Source organism: Campylobacter insulaenigrae NCTC 12927 (assembly GCF_000816185.1).
Taxonomy (GTDB): domain Bacteria; phylum Campylobacterota; class Campylobacteria; order Campylobacterales; family Campylobacteraceae; genus Campylobacter_D; species Campylobacter_D insulaenigrae.
This window is the reverse complement of record NZ_CP007770.1, coordinates 856,323-873,246: the sequence shown is the minus strand read 5'-3', so window position 1 is coordinate 873,246 and position 16,924 is coordinate 856,323. Positions and strand designations below refer to the sequence as shown.

General features: G+C 27.6%; 19 protein-coding genes. 15 read left to right on the top strand and 4 right to left on the bottom strand.

The window, feature by feature from the left end; all coding sequences use genetic code 11:
* The first annotated feature begins 104 nt into the window (after positions 1-104).
* From ilvC to CINS_RS04540, 5 genes are read left to right on the top strand one after another with little or no spacing between them, the layout of a single operon-like run.
* Positions 105-1,127 carry a ketol-acid reductoisomerase gene (gene ilvC, locus CINS_RS04560; RefSeq protein ID WP_039650248.1) on the top strand — a complete coding sequence of 341 codons (1,023 nt, stop codon included), beginning with the start codon at positions 105-107 and terminating at the stop codon, positions 1,125-1,127.
* Positions 1,128-2,225 (top strand): divergent polysaccharide deacetylase family protein, encoded by a 1,098-nt coding sequence (locus CINS_RS04555; RefSeq protein ID WP_039650246.1) that lies wholly within the window; start codon positions 1,128-1,130, stop codon positions 2,223-2,225.
* Positions 2,209-2,973, top strand: a complete 765-nt coding sequence (locus CINS_RS04550; RefSeq protein WP_039650244.1) for a DNA-processing protein DprA — start codon at positions 2,209-2,211, stop codon at positions 2,971-2,973. Before CINS_RS04555 ends, CINS_RS04550 begins: the two co-directional genes overlap by 17 nt.
* Positions 2,970-3,356 carry a Holliday junction resolvase RuvX gene (ruvX, locus tag CINS_RS04545; RefSeq protein ID WP_039650242.1) on the top strand — a complete coding sequence of 129 codons (387 nt, stop codon included), beginning with the start codon at positions 2,970-2,972 and terminating at the stop codon, positions 3,354-3,356. The genes CINS_RS04550 and ruvX overlap by 4 nt, the downstream gene beginning before the upstream one ends.
* A complete protein-coding gene (locus CINS_RS04540; RefSeq protein ID WP_039650240.1) occupies positions 3,343-4,236 on the top strand; it encodes an RsmB/NOP family class I SAM-dependent RNA methyltransferase in 894 nt (297 codons plus the stop codon). Before ruvX ends, CINS_RS04540 begins: the two co-directional genes overlap by 14 nt.
* Positions 4,237-4,430: 194 nt before the next feature.
* Here the strand turns inward: CINS_RS04540 and rpsO are convergent, their stop codons facing one another.
* Positions 4,431-4,703: a 30S ribosomal protein S15 gene (rpsO, locus tag CINS_RS04535; protein WP_039650237.1), complete on the bottom strand. Its 273-nt coding sequence runs from the start codon at positions 4,701-4,703 to the stop codon at positions 4,431-4,433.
* Between the two features lie 210 nt (positions 4,704-4,913).
* Here rpsO and CINS_RS04530 point away from each other — a divergent pair, with 210 nt between their 5' ends.
* The 8 genes from CINS_RS04530 (at position 4,914) to dnaK (ending at position 12,916) form a co-directional block, all read left to right on the top strand.
* Positions 4,914-5,318: an Rrf2 family transcriptional regulator gene (locus CINS_RS04530; protein WP_039650235.1), complete on the top strand. Its 405-nt coding sequence runs from the start codon at positions 4,914-4,916 to the stop codon at positions 5,316-5,318.
* A complete protein-coding gene (gene flhA, locus CINS_RS04525; RefSeq protein WP_039650233.1) occupies positions 5,311-7,470 on the top strand; it encodes a flagellar biosynthesis protein FlhA in 2,160 nt (719 codons plus the stop codon). The genes CINS_RS04530 and flhA overlap by 8 nt, the downstream gene beginning before the upstream one ends.
* A gap of 9 nt (positions 7,471-7,479) precedes the next feature.
* Positions 7,480-8,532 (top strand): DHH family phosphoesterase, encoded by a 1,053-nt coding sequence (locus CINS_RS04520; protein ID WP_039650231.1) that lies wholly within the window; start codon positions 7,480-7,482, stop codon positions 8,530-8,532.
* Positions 8,533-8,587: 55 nt separating this feature from the next.
* On the top strand, positions 8,588-8,752 hold the full coding sequence (locus CINS_RS04515) for a hypothetical protein (protein ID WP_232012959.1): 165 nt from the start codon (positions 8,588-8,590) through the stop codon (positions 8,750-8,752).
* Positions 8,749-9,378: a hypothetical protein gene (locus CINS_RS04510; protein WP_039650229.1), complete on the top strand. Its 630-nt coding sequence runs from the start codon at positions 8,749-8,751 to the stop codon at positions 9,376-9,378. The genes CINS_RS04515 and CINS_RS04510 overlap by 4 nt, the downstream gene beginning before the upstream one ends.
* 358 nt (positions 9,379-9,736) lie before the next feature.
* Positions 9,737-10,519, top strand: coding sequence for an HrcA family transcriptional regulator (locus CINS_RS04505; RefSeq protein ID WP_039650227.1), 783 nt, complete (start codon positions 9,737-9,739; stop codon positions 10,517-10,519).
* Complete coding sequence (grpE, locus tag CINS_RS04500) at positions 10,516-11,025, top strand: nucleotide exchange factor GrpE (RefSeq protein WP_039650225.1); 510 nt, start codon at positions 10,516-10,518, stop codon at positions 11,023-11,025. The genes CINS_RS04505 and grpE overlap by 4 nt, the downstream gene beginning before the upstream one ends.
* Positions 11,026-11,047: 22 nt before the next feature.
* On the top strand, positions 11,048-12,916 hold the full coding sequence (dnaK, locus tag CINS_RS04495) for a molecular chaperone DnaK (protein WP_039650223.1): 1,869 nt from the start codon (positions 11,048-11,050) through the stop codon (positions 12,914-12,916).
* A gap of 21 nt (positions 12,917-12,937) precedes the next feature.
* Here dnaK and CINS_RS04490 read toward each other — a convergent pair whose 3' ends face one another.
* The 3 genes from CINS_RS04490 to CINS_RS04480 are packed head-to-tail and all read right to left on the bottom strand — an operon-like array spanning position 12,938 to position 15,005.
* Complete coding sequence (locus CINS_RS04490) at positions 12,938-13,591, bottom strand: DNA/RNA endonuclease G (protein WP_039650221.1); 654 nt, start codon at positions 13,589-13,591, stop codon at positions 12,938-12,940.
* Positions 13,588-14,031, bottom strand: coding sequence for a GatB/YqeY domain-containing protein (locus CINS_RS04485; RefSeq protein WP_039650218.1), 444 nt, complete (start codon positions 14,029-14,031; stop codon positions 13,588-13,590). Before CINS_RS04485 ends, CINS_RS04490 begins: the two co-directional genes overlap by 4 nt.
* On the bottom strand, positions 14,028-15,005 hold the full coding sequence (locus tag CINS_RS04480; protein WP_039650216.1) for an exopolyphosphatase, Ppx/GppA family: 978 nt from the start codon (positions 15,003-15,005) through the stop codon (positions 14,028-14,030). The genes CINS_RS04485 and CINS_RS04480 overlap by 4 nt, the downstream gene beginning before the upstream one ends.
* A gap of 54 nt (positions 15,006-15,059) precedes the next feature.
* On the opposite strand from CINS_RS04480, the gene CINS_RS04475 reads away from it, so the two are divergent.
* Both CINS_RS04475 and pdxA read left to right on the top strand, forming a co-directional pair.
* Complete coding sequence (locus CINS_RS04475) at positions 15,060-15,827, top strand: pyridoxine 5'-phosphate synthase (protein WP_039650214.1); 768 nt, start codon at positions 15,060-15,062, stop codon at positions 15,825-15,827.
* Positions 15,824-16,924: a 4-hydroxythreonine-4-phosphate dehydrogenase gene (gene pdxA / locus CINS_RS04470; RefSeq protein WP_039650212.1), complete on the top strand. Its 1,101-nt coding sequence runs from the start codon at positions 15,824-15,826 to the stop codon at positions 16,922-16,924. The genes CINS_RS04475 and pdxA overlap by 4 nt, the downstream gene beginning before the upstream one ends.

Genomic DNA, 16,924 nt, shown 5'->3' with positions numbered 1-16,924 from the left:
TTATAATTTTCATAAGACTATCAAAACAAAAATTCTATCATAAAAGAATTAAATTTATATTTTTTAGATACAATAAACACTTATTTTATATTTAGGAGCGTATAATGGCTGTGTCTATTTATTATGATAAAGATTGTGATATAAATTTAATAAAATCAAAAAAAGTGGCTATTATAGGCTTTGGATCTCAAGGCCATGCTCATGCTATGAATTTAAGAGATAGCGGTGTTGAAGTTATTATAGGTTTGAAAGAAAATGGAGTAAGTTGGAAAAAAGCACAAGATGCTGGATTTATTGTAAAAAATGTAAAAGAAGCTAGCAAAGAAGCTGATGTTATTATGATATTAGCTCCTGATGAAATACAAAGTGAGATTTTTAATTTAGAAATTAGGCCAGAATTAAGATCAGGCAAAACTCTAGCTTTTGCTCATGGTTTTAATATACACTACGGTCAAATTATACCTCCACAAGATGTTGATGTGATCATGATAGCTCCAAAAGCTCCAGGCCACACTGTAAGACATGAATTTAGCATAGGCGGAGGAACCCCTTGTTTAATAGCTATACATCAAGATAGAAGTAAGAATTCTAAAGCTTTGGCGTTAAGTTATGCTAGTGCTATTGGTGGAGGAAGAACTGGTATTATAGAAACTACTTTTAAAGCAGAAACTGAAACAGATCTTTTTGGCGAGCAAGCAGTGCTTTGTGGAGGTCTTACTGCTTTGATTCAAGCCGGATTTGAAACCTTAGTAGAAGCAGGATATGAGCCTGAAATGGCTTATTTTGAATGTCTACATGAAATGAAATTGATTGTGGATTTGATTTATCAAGGCGGTATAGCTGATATGAGATATTCTATATCAAATACTGCTGAGTATGGTGATTATATTACTGGAGAAAAAATCATTACTAAAGAAAGTAAAGCAGCAATGAAATCTGTTTTGAAAGATATTCAAAATGGATCATTTGCAAAAGATTTTATTTTAGAAAAGAGAGCTAATTTTGTAAGAATGCATGCGCAAAGAAGAATGATGCAAGATTCTTTAATTGAAAAGACCGGTCGAGAGTTACGTGCGATGATGCCTTGGATTAATTCTAAAAAATTAGTAGATAAAGATAAAAACTAATTGAAAACTATAAATATATCTAAAATTCTTTTAATCTTTTTTATAATAGCGGTTGGAATTGTTGTTCTTTTTTATGGAGTTTTATATTTTCAACAAGAAAGACAAATTGTAAAATCACAAGATGACAATTCTTCCAATGAACATAATATAACTTTTATTCAAGAGAATAAAGAAGTAAATATAGATAATAATGATTTAAATGTTGTTTTGGAAAGTGAAAAATTTGATTTTTTAGATAAAAATATTAGTGAAATTTTATCTTTAAATGAAAAAAGTGAAGACAATAAAACTATTGAACAAAATTTAAATGAAGAGCAAAAAATGTCTGATTTGTCAGAATATGCTCAAATAGAAGATGATATAAAGTTAGATAATAATATAACAAAACAAAAGGTACCAGATGATTATGTTTTGAATAATAATCAGCATACATTAATCCAAATAAAACAAGAAAAACCATCTTTAGCCATTATTATAGATGATATGGCTAATTCTACGCAAGTTAAGATGCTTAAAAATACAAAATTAAAATTAATTCCTTCGTTTTTTCCTCCAGATAAAAGGCATCCTCATACAGCAGAACTTGCTAAAGAATTTGATTTTTTTATGGTTCATCTACCTTTAGCTGCTATAAAATATGACAAAGCAGAATTAAATACTTTAGAACCAAATGATGCAAGAGAAAAGATTTTTAAGCGTATAGCATATATTAAGGAAAAATTTCCAAATTTGATATTTATAAATAATCATACAGGAAGTTTATTTACTTCTGATGAGAAGGCAATGAAAAATCTTTTTGACGCTTTTAGTGAATATGGGTTTATTTTTGTAGATTCTAAAACTATTGGAAATTCTAAAGCTTCGAAGCTTGCAAAAGTATATAATCAGCCTTATATAGCAAGGGATATCTTTTTAGATAATGAAGATGATATCGAATATATTAAAAAACAGATAATGCAGGTAGTTAAAAGAGCTAAAGATAGAGGTTTTGCTATAGCTATAGCTCATCCAAAGAAAAATACTTTTGAAGCTTTAATGCAAAGCAAAGAGCTTCTTCAATCAGTTCAGCTTGTTTATTTAAATGAAATTTATAAATAAAATTGAAGAATTTGATATTTTATCAAAATCACCAGATAAAATATATTACAAAGGAAATTTAGAACTTTTAAAAAAGAAAAAAATTGCTATTATTGGTTCTAGAAAAATGAGCATTTATACTAGAAATTGTATTTTTGAACTTGCAAAATTATGTAAAAATGCAGGGATTTGTGTGGTAAGTGGAGGTGCTTTAGGAGTAGATATTGCTGCTGCTAATGCTGCTTTTCCAAGTACAATAGCAGTGTTTGCCAATGGGCTTGATGAAATTTATCCAAAAAGCAATAAAAAATATATAGAGGCTATTTATCAAGAAGCTTTGGCATTGAGTGAGCATGATGGAAATTATAAACCAAAGCCATATGATTTTTTACTTAGAAATCGTCTGATTGTAGCTCTAAGTGAAGTTGTTGTAATTGCCCAAGCTGACATCCAAAGTGGTTCCATGCAGAGTGCAAGACTTGCTTTAGATATGAAAAAACCAGTATATGTTTTACCTCAAAGAATAAAAGAAAGCGAAGGAACCAATTTACTTTTATCTCAAAAACAAGCGAATTTGTTGCATGATTTTTCTCATTTTGTATCAAAATTTGGAGAACTAAACAAAGAACCTTATGATGAATTATTAGAATTTTTAAAAATAGAGGATAATTTAGAAAAAATTTTAACTAAATTTGGGGATAAGATTTATGAATATGAATTGGAGGGTTTGGTGGAAATTTGCGGTTTAAAAGTAAGGTCTAGAATTTGAAAATTTTAGCTTTAGATGTTGGCTTAAAAAGAATAGGAATAGCTATTTGTTTTGATAAAAAAATAGTTACGCCTTTGAATGCTATCATAAGACAAAATAGAAATCAAGCTGCACGTGAAGTGGGTAAAATTTTAAAAGAATACAATATAGATACTTTGATAGTTGGTATTCCAAAAGGAGGATCTTGTGAAGAAGAAATGCAAAAGCGTATACATCATTTTGTCTCTTTGTTGAATTTTGATAAAGAAATAATTTTTACTGATGAAAGTTTTAGTTCTAAAGAAGCTATGGGATTGGGAATTGCAAATTTAAAGAAAAAAGATGGCAAACTTGATTCTTTGTCAGCTTATTTAATTTTGAAGAATTATTATGGCATTGTTTAATTTAGAATTGACTTTAAATGATCTTTATACAAGTGATCAAAAATATAAAATATTGCAAAGTTTTAATTGTGATAAGAATATTAATATTTTTAGAAATTCTTTGGTTGTTAATTCACATGATTTAGAATGCGTTTTAAGTGATGAAAAAATTTTGTTTAATAAAATAGATGAATTTTGCTATGAAATCCCCTATGAATACAAAAGCAAATTAAGTTCTATGAGAGCTTTTATCGAAGGACAATTTTATATACAAAATTTTTCTTCTTATTTATGCGCCAAAGTCTTAGATGTAAAAGCTGGAGATGAGGTTTTAGACATGTGTGCTGCTCCTGGTGGAAAAAGTATAAATTTAGCAAATTTTATGGAAAATAAAGGATATTTAGCATGTTGTGAGCTTTCAAAAACAAGGTTTTTTGTGTTGAAGAATAATTTAGAAAAATATCAAGTTAAAATTGCAAAATGCTTTTTGAAGGATTCTAAGATTATAGGAAAAATTTGTCCTTTAAAATTTGATAAAATTTTACTTGATGCTCCTTGTTCTACTTTTGCAAAATTAGGATTTAATATAGAAAAAAACACTAAAGAAATTAAAAAGATTTCGAATTTACAAAAAAAATTACTACATTCTGCTTTATCTGCATTAAAGTATGGTGGTGAACTTGTGTATAGTACTTGTACTTTTTTAAGAGAAGAAAATGAAGAAGTAATTGAAAATGCTCTAAAAAATTTAAATTTTGATCTAGAATTGTTAGATTTTGAACTAAATAATGTTGAATATATTCAAGCTAATTCTAGAAATTTTGATCTTTCTTATGCTAAAAGAGTATTACCTAATAATTTTGTTGATGGATTTTTTATAGCAAAATTGAAAAAACTTTAAATGTCAATAAATTTTAATGTGAAATATACATTGCGAGATAAAACTTAAAGTGCTATTTTTAGGTATTTTAAAGACCAATTCACACTGTGAAACTCTTGTGAATTAATGCATCAAAATTTGTAATCTTAAATTAAGAGTAAATTTATATTTGTAAGTAGATGAATAATAAATTCTAGGATAAATAAGCACGAAGCTTATTTATCTCTTAAATTTAATTCGCCGATTAGTTTTGTGTAAGCTTGATAATCTTTTCTTTTAAGATAAGAAAGTAATCTTTTTCTTTGACCTACAAGTTTTAGTAAGCCTAAACGAGACGAAAAATCTTTTTTATAAATTTTCAAATGTTCTGTTAAATCCGAAATTCTAGCACTTAAGAGAGCGATTTGAACTTCTGGTGAACCTGTATCACCATTTTTTCTAGCAAATTTTGCAACAATTTCTGCTTTTTTAGCCGAATCTAAAGCCATGATAGACCTCCTGAGCGGTATTTTAATTTTTTAAGAGTGGAAATTATACATAAAAAAACAAAAAGAAATCTGAATTCTATTAAAAATGTTTGATATCGTGATTTTTGTAATTTTGAAATATTATTTTTTTGATATAATACAATTTCTCGAAAAGAATAAAATTTTTAAAAATTGTGACAATATTTTTAGTTTAGAAAAAAGGGGTTTGGTGTGTTATTTACAAAAGCTAGCGAATATGCTTTATTATCTTTAATATATATAGCAAAATCTCAAGATCCGCAAGATGTTGACACTATGTCTAATGTTTTAGATATTCCAAAGAGTTTCTTAGCAAAAATTTTACAAGCTTTAGCTAAAGACAATCTTTTGAAGTCATTTAAAGGCGCAAAAGGCGGATTTGTTTTGGTTAAAAATCCTCAAGAATACACTTTGAAAGAAATCATTAACAGTGTGGAAAAAAAATCTGTAAATGTTTTTGAATGCAGTAATGGTGTGTGTCCTTCGCATAAAAGCGAAAATTGTAGCTTAATGCCAGTTTTAGTAAATTTGCAAAATAAGATTGATGATTTTTTAGTCTCTATTACTTTAGATGATATTATAAGAAATAATGGCTAAAAAAAATATAATTAATTTGGTTTTACCTTGGATTGCACCACTTATTGCTCCAATTGTTAAAGTTAAAAGTTTAACCGTTGTTGCTATAATAATTGCAATTTTGGCAATTATTATAGTACCTTTGCCAAGTTTAGTTTTAGACTTTTTTCTTGCTTTAAGCATAGCAATTTCTGTTTTGATAATATTAATATCTTTATACATACCAAAACCTACTGATTTAACAACTTTTCCAACTATGTTGTTAATTATTACGCTTTTTAGACTTTCATTAAATATAGCTACTACGCGTATGATTTTAAGTGAAGGACATCAAGGTCCTGCAGTTGTGAGTGATATTATAGCTAGTTTTGGAGAATTCGTTGTAGGTGGAAATTATGTTATAGGCGTGGTTGTATTTTGTATATTGGTTTTAATTAACTTTATGGTTGTCACTAAGGGTAGTACAAGAGTTTCAGAAGTTCAAGCTAGATTTACTCTTGATGCAATGCCAGGAAAGCAAATGGCAATTGATGCGGATTTAAACGCAGGTTTGATCGATGAAAAAACAGCAAGAGAGAGACGACAAGAGATTATAGCAGAAGCAAATTTTTATGGAGCAATGGATGGTTCTTCTAAATTTATAAAAGGAGATGCTGTTGCGGGGATTATTATTACTATTGTTAATCTTATCGGTGGATTTATGATTGGATATTTTCAACACGATATGGATCTTAGTCAATGCGCTTCTACTTATACTATTTTAACCATTGGTGATGGATTAGTATCTCAAATTCCTGGGCTCATTACTTCAACTGCAACTGCTATTATTATCACTCGTGCTAGTAAAGATGAAGAAAATTTTGCTGAAGGTTCGATTAATCAATTATTAGGTGAGTATAAAACACTACTTATTGTTGGTTTTATATTGTTTATTTTTGCATTAGTTCCCGGTTTGCCACATTTGTCTTTAGGCTTTATGGCTTTGGTATTTTTAGGATTGGGATTTGTAATTAAGCAAGTTCAAGAGGGTAAAATACATTTTGATACTACACTTAGTAAGAAAAATCAAGAAATTCAAGAAAAAGAACAAGCACAACCACAAAAGAGAAGTGAAGAAGAAATTTTAAAAGAAGAGGAGAATAAAATTACTGATATTTTAAAATTGGAAATTTTGGAGCTAGAATTAGGTTATGGGTTAATTAAATTGGCTGAAAGTGAGTTGACTGAACGTATAAGATCAACAAGGCGCAATATTGCTCAAAGTCTCGGATTTTTAATGCCAAAAATTAGAATTCGAGACAATTTGCAATTAAAACCAAATGAATATACTTTTAAATTAAAAGGTGTAGGTATAGCTAGTGCTGAAATTTACCCAGATAAATATCTAGCTATGGATAGTGGTTTTATTACTGAACCTATAGAAGGAATAGCTACTAAAGAACCAGCTTTTAATTCAGATGCTCTTTGGATAGATGCATCTTTGAAAGACGAGGCAACTTTAAATGGATATATAGTCATTGATCCTGCAAGTGTAATTTCAACGCATATGAGTGAACTTATTAAGGCTAATGCTGCTGAACTTTTAACTAAACAAGAAGTACAAAATTTACTTGATAAAATTAAAAACGATTATCCTATTGTTGTAGATGATTCTTTAAAAGTTGCAAGCATTGGATTAATTCAAAAAGTATTAAAAGCTTTATTAAAAGAACGTATTCCAATTAAAGATATGCTTACAATTCTTGAATCTATTAGTGACATTGCTGAAGTGAGCAAAAGTTTAGATATGATTATAGAGCATGTAAGAGCATCTTTAGCTAGAGTAATTACAAATTTATATGTTGATGAAAAAGGGAATATAAGCTTTTATATTTTTGATGCAGCAGCAGCAGCAAAGTTGATGGAGCATGTTCAATTTAAAGACGGAACTTATCATTTAATGATAAATGTAGCACAAACTGGAGCTTTGGTTGAAGCTTTAAAAGCTGAACTTGCAAATGTAGCTAATACTAGAATAAAACCTTTCTTGCTTTGTGTTGAACCACAACTAAGAAAATTTATTGCTGATATTTGTTCAAATTTTGGTATCAATATCACCGTACTTAGTTTTGCAGAAATTGCTGAAAATACTAAATTTGAAACAGAAGGCATTATAAAAGTTGATGATCTATAAGGATAAAATATGAAAATTTATCATCTTTCACATACAGATTTAGATGGCTATGCTTGTCAATATGTAGTAAATTTTTATTTTAAAAACTGTTTTTTTTATAATTCAAATTATGGAAAAGAAATTAATGAAAATTTTAATGTAATTTTTAAAAATATCGAAGAAGATTTAAAGAATAATCCGCAAGAAGAATTTGTTATCTTAATTACTGATTTAAATTTAAATTTGAATCAATGTGAAGAATTTCAAAAGGCCGTTGAGGGTAAAAAAATTAAACTTTTGCTTCTAGATCATCACCAAAGTGGTTTAGAGTGCGCTTTAAAATACCCATGGTATTTTTTAGATGATCAAAGATGTGCAACTAAAATAGTTTATGATTTTTTTTCTAGATGTTATGGTAAAAGTTCTGCTTTGAATGAATTTGTTGATGTGGTTAACGCTGTTGATATTTGGCTTAGTGAAGATAAAAATTTTGAATTAGGTAAGGTTTTGTTAGGTATGGTTTCTTCTGCGAAAGAAATTAATAGAGTAATGTTTTCAAATGAAAATATTGAATATATTTTTTATCTTTTTGAGCAATCAAAAAAATATATTCAAATGGAAAATTCTCATATTGTTTTGGATAATGACTTACATGGATTAAAAAAATCTTTTTTTATAAAAGATAATGATGATACTTTAAGTAATTTAATATCTAAATTTGTAGTGGAAAGGTTGAGCTTTAATAAAAATAAATTTAGTATTTTCTATAAGGGACAAAAGGGTTTATTGACTTCAAATATAGGAAATACTTCAGTAATAGGAAATGATTTTTTAAATCAAAATCCTGATTTTGATTTTTTTGTTGATGTGAGTTCTAGAAAAACATTAAGTTTTAGAGCAAACAATAAATTAGATGTTAGTTTGATGGCAAAGAATTTAGTAAATGGTGGAGGACATAAAAATGCTAGTGGAGGGTTATTTGCAGCTTACAAAGATAGTTCAAATTATGAATTTATAAAAGCCCAATTTAATGATTTAATTAAAAATAAAGAATTAAAGGAAACAAGTGAGAATAAATTATAATACAAAAGAAGAGTTACAAGATTTACAATATGAATTAAGTATAGTGTTAGAAGCAATGCTTTTGTATGCTGGAGTAAAAAAAACAAAGATAGAAGAAGCCATAGAGTGCTATATTGATTGTATAGATGATGTATGTTCTAAAAGCACCAAAGAAGGTGTCGATGAGATTTTAGAAGTGGTAGAATATCTTAGAAATCATCATGGAAATTTGTTTGTATGAAATATTTAATTATATTTTTAATGTTATTTTGTGCTCATGCAAATATTTATGATACGCTTAATGATTTTGCATATAATAAAAAAAATTCTTCAAATATTCAAACTAGAGATGTTTTAATGATAGAGTTAAAACGAGATAATAAAGCTTGTATTGATATGATTTTAAATAAAAATAAAATTTATATTTTAAAAAAATACGACATTTGTGATGATGTTGATGATTTTACTTTATATAAATATCTCAATCAAGATTTTATAAATTTATATTTTAAAGATCTAACATTTATAAAACAAGAGCTTATAGATATAAAAAATATTATGCGTGAAATTATGCTTTATTACACTTTGCACCATAGCTTTCCTAATAGTGTGAGAGATATGAGTAAGAGTAAAAAGATTGATGCTTTAAATTTAAATTCAAATTCGGGTGGACAAATTATTTATAAAGTAAATAATCAAGCTTGCGTAGTATTTGATTTGTTTGTTGATGAAAATTCGCAAGAAAATTTTTATATAATGGGAATTGAAAATTTAGATAAACAATGTTTAGAATTAATCTCATCGCCAGAATTTAAAGAGTTATCTTTTACGAAAAAAGAAATGAAAAAATATAGATTAAAAAATTAATCTAAAAAGTTTAATATAATAAAATTTAAAAATCCTGTTTATAGCCATTTTTTTCTTTTCTATATTTGAGAAAACATAGGCATTTAAATCGTGTTTTTCTCTTAATGTTAAATTTTTCATTAAATTAAACCTTTTTTAAATAAATATTGCTAACTGGAATTATAATGTTTTAACTTTTAAAAAAGCTGAAAATATATTTTTATTTATTTATATGTATAAGCTAAATAAAGTTTAGTTATATGTACTAAAGTATTTTAAATATTTTTATTTAAAATTAACTTGACATTATAATACTAAATATGTATAATAACTTCAGCACTCTTAAATAATGAGTGCTAATTTAAGATCAAGGTATGTTGTGAATTCTTATAGTAAAAAGGATTTAATCTTAAAGACTATTATCGAAACTTACTTAAATGGTAATATACCAGTTGGCTCTAATGAGTTAAATAATAAGGTTAGCATTCCAGCTTCTACTATAAGGGTCTATTTTAAAAAGTTAAGTGATGAGGGAATTCTAACTCAGCTTCATATTAGCAGTGGAAGAATTCCTACCACTAGAGCTATGAAAGCTTATTGGAGAGATTTGATATTTGAAGAAAATCTTGTAATAAGAGATCTTTCATTATTAGAATTTTTATTAAATAAGTTTGAAATTTATGCTTTGGTTTATGGTGGTGATGAGCTAATTTTAAATGAAATAAATGTGGTAAATAATAAATTTATCATACTTGATTTTAAATATAATGAATTGGTCTTAAAATTTAGTCAAGATGCATTTTTGTTTATGCAAAGATTAGTTGGACTTGAGTTAAAAGACATAGAAAATTTAGCATTTAAGGTAAATTTTGAAGAACTGTTGGAAAAAATTATTGCACTTAAACAAGCAATGATTTATTATAGATATAATGAAAGCAGGGCTTATCAAATTTATCAAAATGATAATTTTATTAAACTTTTATCTCCAAAGATTGGTTTTTATTTTGATGAAAAATTGAAGTTTGAGCCTTTATTTGAAGAGGGTTTTATGGGATTAAAATTTAAGAGTATGTTTTTAGGGAAAGAGTCTAATATCATTTTTGCTGGAAGTGTATATTCTGATTTTAAAACTATGTTAAATATTATAAAGGAGGCTGCATGAGCGAAGAAAAACAAAATGAAGAGAAGCTTGAAGAGGCAATGGAAAACACAGAAAATGATATTTCTGAATATGACAAACTTCAAGGAGAATACGATACATTAAAAGATGCTTATTTAAGAGCAAATGCTGAATTTGAAAATATAAAAAAGAGAATGGAAAAAGAAAAACTTTCAGCAACAATCTATGCAAACGAAAGCTTTGCAAAGGATTTGCTTGATGTTGTAGATGCTCTAGAAGCAGCTGTTAATGTAGATGCTAGCGATGAGATTAGTTTGAAAATCAAAGAAGGGGTGCAAAACACTCTTGATTTACTTTTGAAAAAACTTGAAAAACATATGGTTAAAAGTATTGATGCTAGTGGAGAATTTAATCCAAATTTACATGAAGCGATGTTTCATGTAGAGAGTGCTGATCATGAAAGCGGTCATATTGTTCAACTTTTACAAAAAGGTTATATGATGAATGATAGAGTGATAAGATCGGCAAAAGTTAGTGTTGCAAAATAAAATTTAATAAAAAGGAATAAAAATGAGTAAAGTTATAGGTATAGATTTAGGAACAACAAACTCTTGTGTGAGTGTGTATGAAAGAGGTGAAAGTAAAGTTATTCCAAACAAAGAAGGTAAAAATACAACACCTTCTGTTGTTGCTTTTACAGATAAAGGAGAGGTTTTAGTTGGAGATAGTGCAAAGCGTCAAGCTGTTACTAATCCTGAAAAAACTATTTATTCTATTAAAAGAATTATGGGGCTTATGATAAATGAAGAAGCGGCTAAAGAAGCTAAAAATCGTTTACCGTATCATATCACAGAAAGAAATGGTGCGTGTGCAATTGAAATAGCTGGAAAAATTTATACTCCTCAAGAAATTTCTGCTAAGGTATTGATGAAGTTAAAAGAAGATGCTGAGGCATTTTTAGGAGAAAAAATAGAAGATGCAGTTATTACAGTTCCTGCATATTTTAATGATGCACAAAGAAAAGCTACTAAAGAAGCTGGAACTATAGCAGGACTAAATGTACTTAGAATCATAAATGAACCTACGGCTGCTGCTTTAGCTTATGGGCTTGATAAAAAAGAAAGTGAAAAAATTGTAGTTTATGATTTAGGTGGTGGTACATTTGATGTTACTGTACTTGAAACGGGTGATAATGTTGTAGAAGTTTTGGCAACAGGTGGTAATGCATTTTTAGGTGGAGATGATTTCGATAATAAACTAATTGACTTTTTAGCAAACGAATTTAAAGATGAAACAGGTATTGATCTTAAAAATGATGTAATGGCTTTACAGAGATTAAAAGAAGCAGCTGAAAATGCTAAAAAAGAATTAAGTTCAGCAAATGAAACCAATATTAATTTGCCGTTTATTACAGCTGATGCAAGTGGTCCAAAACACTTAACTAAAACTTTAACAAGAGCTAAATTTGAAAGCATGATTGATGGGTTAGTGTCTGAAACTATTAGTAAGATTAATGAAGTGGTAAAAGATGCTGGATTGGAAAAAAGTGAAATTAAAGAAATTGTTATGGTTGGGGGATCTACTCGTGTACCTTTAGTTCAAGAAGAAGTTAAAAAAGCTTTTGGAAAAGAATTAAATAAATCAGTAAATCCTGATGAAGTTGTAGCAATTGGTGCGGCAATTCAAGGTGCAGTTATAAAAGGTGATGTTAAAGATGTGTTATTACTTGATGTAACTCCACTTTCTTTGGGTATTGAAACTTTAGGTGGAGTGATGACTAAAATCATCGAAAAAGGAACTACTATACCTACGAAAAAAGAACAAACTTTTTCTACTGCTGAGGATAATCAAAGTGCAGTTACTATTAATGTTTTACAAGGGGAGAGAGAATTTAGTCGTGATAATAAATCTTTAGGTAATTTTAATCTTGAAGGAATTCCACCTGCACCTCGTGGTATGCCACAAATTGAAGTGACTTTTGATATAGATGCAAATGGTATTTTAACAGTTAGTGCCAAGGATAAAGCAACTGGTAAAGCTCAGGAAATTAAGATCACTGGCTCAAGTGGTTTAAGTGAAGAAGAAATTAATAATATGGTGAAAGATGCAGAGCTTCATAAAGAAGAAGACAAAAGACGTAAAGAAGCAGTAGAATCGAGAAATTCTGCAGATAATTTAGTGCATCAAGTTGAAAAATCTTTAAATGAGCTTGGTGATAAAGTTAGTGATGATGATAAAACAAATATTCAAAAAGCACTTGATGAATTAAAAGAAACATTGAAAAATGCTAATGCAAGTAAAGAGGAAATAGAAGCTAAAATGAAAACATTAAGTGAAGTTTCTCATAAATTAGCAGAAAATATGTATAAAAAAGATGAAAAACCAAATGAAGATAAAAAGAAAAAAGATGATGATGTCATTGATGCTGAAGTAGAATAAAAGCATAAAGTAGGTTTTTACCTACTTTATGTACTTAGAACAATCTTCCTTAAAATAATTCCTATTAAATCTTGCAAAATTATCATCGTTTGGTACTTTATAGCACTCTATGTATGTTTTTGCTTTTAAAATTTTTACGTAAAAACTTGGGATTGCAATATTGTTTTTAATACGCTGAGGATTCTTTTCGTAAAAAATTAAATTTAGAACCTCTAATTCTTTATTTTTCTTTGCCAGATATCTTTCTCTTTTTTCAATTTCATTCCAAATTTCATTATTAATATCTTTTTTTTGAGGAGTTATGTTACTCATTAAAAAAGTACTAAATTGAGCTTGGGGTGTTGTATTCATAGATTGATTGGGAACCACATGTCCTCTTGTGTATCCACTTTTAATATAATCTTCCCAATAGGTCCGATATTTTTTTGGTATATTAGTATCTTCTGTAAATTTGGGACGTTTTTTAATATGCTGTCGATTTAAAATTTCGGCTGTTAGCCTATAAGCTATAGCCTTTGTGCCTTTGTAATCATAATCATAACAATTAATATAATAATATTTATTCATCAATAGTGAACAATTTTGAAAATATTGATCAAAACTAGGATGAAGCTCATATTGTGTATAAGCAAAAGAATTTAATACTAATGCACACAATCCTAATATTTTTTTCATGATAAAAGTTTTCTAACCATTTCATTTAATCTTTTTCCATCTACACTTGATTTAAAAATATTCTTAGCTTCTTTCATTAGAATTCCCTGCTCTTTTAAAGAAGATATTTTCAACGTAGTAATTAATTTTTTTAATTCGTTTTCTAATTCTTCGTCACTAAGTTGTTTTGGTAAGTATTGGCTTAAAATTTCTACTTCCAATAATTCTTTTTGAGCTAAATCTTCTCTTGAACCTTTATTAAAAGCTAATGCTGCTTCATTTCTTTTTTTGATTTCGCTTGCAATAATTTTATATATTCTTTCATTATCAAGTTCAATTCTTTCATCAACTTCAATTTGTTTAAAACAAGCACTCAAAGTCCTTAAAGTGTTTCTTTTAAAATCATCTTTTTGACGCATAGCATCTTTAATATCTTCCAAAATTTTTTCTTTCAAATTCATAATATTCCTTTATAAATGATATTTTTAAAATAAGCAATACAAACACCTTCCCTTACACCATCATCAACTACTATGAGTTTTTCTTTATCAAACAAGGCATATAAAAGTAAGGCACCTGCAATTAAATATTTTTTTCTATTCTCTCCTAAGTAAATTTTAGCTTTTTTTTGTTCTAAATTCCAAATTTTTATAGCAAAAATCAAAAAATCTCTCGATGTAAGTAATGCTCCATTGACTTTTTCTTCTGTATAGTCTATATACTTAATTCCGTGTTTATAAGCACAAAGTGTTGTGGGTACTCCAGAATTTAATGCAATATATTTATTTTTTAGAGATTTTTTTGCATATTGAACTTCTTTGAATGCTTCTAGCGCTAATTGCTTAAAATGAGGATGAAAATTATTAAAATGTAATTTTAATTGTTTGTTTTTTATAAATTTTAATCTTTGTGGATTTTTTTTAAAAAAATTAACAAAAATATTGTGTTTAGATCGTTTGAAAGTATTTTTTTCATAAAAACTTATAATGCCAAAATCATAACTTTTACTAAATTTTGTATTAGTAATTTCACATGATGCACCACCTAAATCACAATAATTAAAGTCTTTTCTAAAAAGATTGAGTTTTTGAAGTCTTGTTTTCATGCCTAAAATACTCAAATAAGCTTCAGTGTTGCTATCTATCAAATCAATTTTTAATCCAAAATCATTTTTTATTTTTTCAAAAATTTCTTTTGTATTATTTGCTTTTCTAAAAGCTGCGGTTGCAACTGCTTTAGCATTTTTTAAATTATAATTTTTGTTTTTTAGACTATTTAGTGCAGAAAATAATCTTTTTATAGCTTCTTGATTAATATTTGTATTTTGCATATTTTTAGCAGCAGCTATAATAAATTCTTCACTTTGCAATTTATTATAATTTTGATCCATTAATATTGCTCTTAATGTGTTTGAACCTATATCTATCCCTAGCATATCAAGACTCCTTAAAAATAAAGTATAATATCTAAAAAAATATAAGGAAAACTTATGCTTTTAGGAGTGAATATTGATCATATTGCAATTTTAAGAGAAGCTAGAAAGGTAAATGATCCGGATTTATTAGAAGCTGCTTTGATAGCTTCATCTTTGAGTGATCAAATAACCATTCATGTGAGAGAGGATCGTAGGCATGCTAATGAAAATGATTTAGAAAATATTTTGAAATATTGCAAGTGTGTTGTAAATCTTGAGTGTTCTGTTGATATGATAGAATATGCATTAAAATACAAACCACATCGTGTAACTTTAGTACCAGAAAAAAGAGAGGAATTAACAACTGAAGGTGGATTAAAGCTTGATAGTAAGAAGCTTAAAGAAAATATTTTGAAATTAAAACAAGCTCAGATTGAAATTTCCTTGTTTATTGATCCAAATTTAGATGATGTTCAAAAATCAAAGGAATTAAATGTTGATTTTATAGAACTTCATACTGGTAAGTATGCAAATATTTATAATGCTTTATATACTAATATTAATCAAACTTCGTATGCTATTAATGAATTGATGCTAGAAAAAAATAAATTAACAACACTTTTTAATGAAGAATTGGTAAAACTTAAAAAAAGTGCCAAGTTAGCTGATGATCTAGGGATGAAAATTGCAGCCGGACATGGGCTAAATTATAAAAATGTAAGAAATGTTGTAAATATTACGGAAATTAGTGAGCTTAATATAGGACAAAGTATAGTAGCGTATTCTGTATTTGTAGGATTAAGGGAAGCTATTTTGCGGATGAAAGCTTTGGTTAAAAGATGAAAAAAATTGCCATTAGTGTAGGGGATTTAAATGGTATAGGTATGCAAATTTTACTACAAGCACATACCGAGCTTGTAAAAATTTGCGAACCTTTTTATTTTATTCATTATGATTTATTTATAAAGGCTAAAAGTCTTTTAAATATTGAATGTAAAGAAAAAATCAATATAGTTGAATTTTCATATGGACATAAAACAAAATTTGCTTTAAAACAAGAAGATAAAAAATATAAAATTTATACCTTTACTTGCTTGTTGCAAAATGAAGTAGATATAAAATTTGATTTATACCCAAGACAATTAGATGCTAAAAGCGGAGCTTATTCTTTTTTGAGTTTTGAAGCAGCTAGTAAATGTACAGGTAAATATTTAGATGCATTAGTTACTTTGCCTATTAATAAAAAGACTTGGCAAATGGCTGGTATTTTATATAAAGGCCATACAGAAGCTTTACGAGATTTTTTTAACAAAGAAGCAATTATGATGCTAGGTTGCGAAGAGCTTTTTGTAGCCTTGTATACTGAACATATAGCTTTACGAGATGTTTATAAACATATAAAAGCATTAAAACTAGCACAATTTCTTATTAATTTTTATCAATGCACTCGTTTTGAACCCATAGGGGTTTTAAGTTTTAATCCTCATGCTAGTGATAATGGCGTTATAGGCGGAGAAGAAGAAAAAGAAATAATAAAATCCATTAGAATGGCTAATATTGCTTTGAAAGATACGAGCTTAAAATTAAATGAACTTACAGATGAAATGTTTTTGAAAGAAAAAGAAAGAGTATTTAATCAACAAAGAGATATTTTTATAAAAGATCCCTTGGTTGCAGATACGGCTTTTACTCCTTTTGCTTTACAAAAATGTAAGTATTTAGTAAGCATGTATCACGATCTTGCTTTGGCACCATTAAAAGCTTTATATTTTGAAAAAAGTATTAATGTGAGTTTAAATTTGCCTATTATAAGAACTAGTGTTGATCATGGGACTGCATATGATATGGCATATCAAAATAAAAAAATAAATTTAAAAAGTTATATTCAAGCTGTCAAATCAGCTTTGCAATTTTTAAAAATCAAAGAAAAAAATAAGTAA

Excerpts from the sequence above, each read along its gene's own strand:
- ilvC (WP_039650248.1), top strand. The coding sequence starts at position 105 with ATGGCTGTGTCTATTTATTATGATAAAGATTGTGATATAAATTTAATA.
- CINS_RS04550 (WP_039650244.1), top strand. The coding sequence starts at position 2,209 with ATGAAATTTATAAATAAAATTGAAGAATTTGATATTTTATCAAAATCA.
- CINS_RS04540 (WP_039650240.1), top strand. The coding sequence starts at position 3,343 with ATGGCATTGTTTAATTTAGAATTGACTTTAAATGATCTTTATACAAGT.
- rpsO (WP_039650237.1), bottom strand. The coding sequence starts at position 4,703 with ATGGCTTTAGATTCGGCTAAAAAAGCAGAAATTGTTGCAAAATTTGCT.
- flhA (WP_039650233.1), top strand. The coding sequence starts at position 5,311 with ATGGCTAAAAAAAATATAATTAATTTGGTTTTACCTTGGATTGCACCA.
- CINS_RS04520 (WP_039650231.1), top strand. The coding sequence starts at position 7,480 with ATGAAAATTTATCATCTTTCACATACAGATTTAGATGGCTATGCTTGT.
- CINS_RS04515 (WP_232012959.1), top strand. The coding sequence starts at position 8,588 with ATGCTTTTGTATGCTGGAGTAAAAAAAACAAAGATAGAAGAAGCCATA.
- CINS_RS04510 (WP_039650229.1), top strand. The coding sequence starts at position 8,749 with ATGAAATATTTAATTATATTTTTAATGTTATTTTGTGCTCATGCAAAT.
- grpE (WP_039650225.1), top strand. The coding sequence starts at position 10,516 with ATGAGCGAAGAAAAACAAAATGAAGAGAAGCTTGAAGAGGCAATGGAA.
- dnaK (WP_039650223.1), top strand. The coding sequence starts at position 11,048 with ATGAGTAAAGTTATAGGTATAGATTTAGGAACAACAAACTCTTGTGTG.
- CINS_RS04490 (WP_039650221.1), bottom strand. The coding sequence starts at position 13,591 with ATGAAAAAAATATTAGGATTGTGTGCATTAGTATTAAATTCTTTTGCT.
- CINS_RS04485 (WP_039650218.1), bottom strand. The coding sequence starts at position 14,031 with ATGAATTTGAAAGAAAAAATTTTGGAAGATATTAAAGATGCTATGCGT.
- CINS_RS04480 (WP_039650216.1), bottom strand. The coding sequence starts at position 15,005 with ATGCTAGGGATAGATATAGGTTCAAACACATTAAGAGCAATATTAATG.
- CINS_RS04475 (WP_039650214.1), top strand. The coding sequence starts at position 15,060 with ATGCTTTTAGGAGTGAATATTGATCATATTGCAATTTTAAGAGAAGCT.
- pdxA (WP_039650212.1), top strand. The coding sequence starts at position 15,824 with ATGAAAAAAATTGCCATTAGTGTAGGGGATTTAAATGGTATAGGTATG.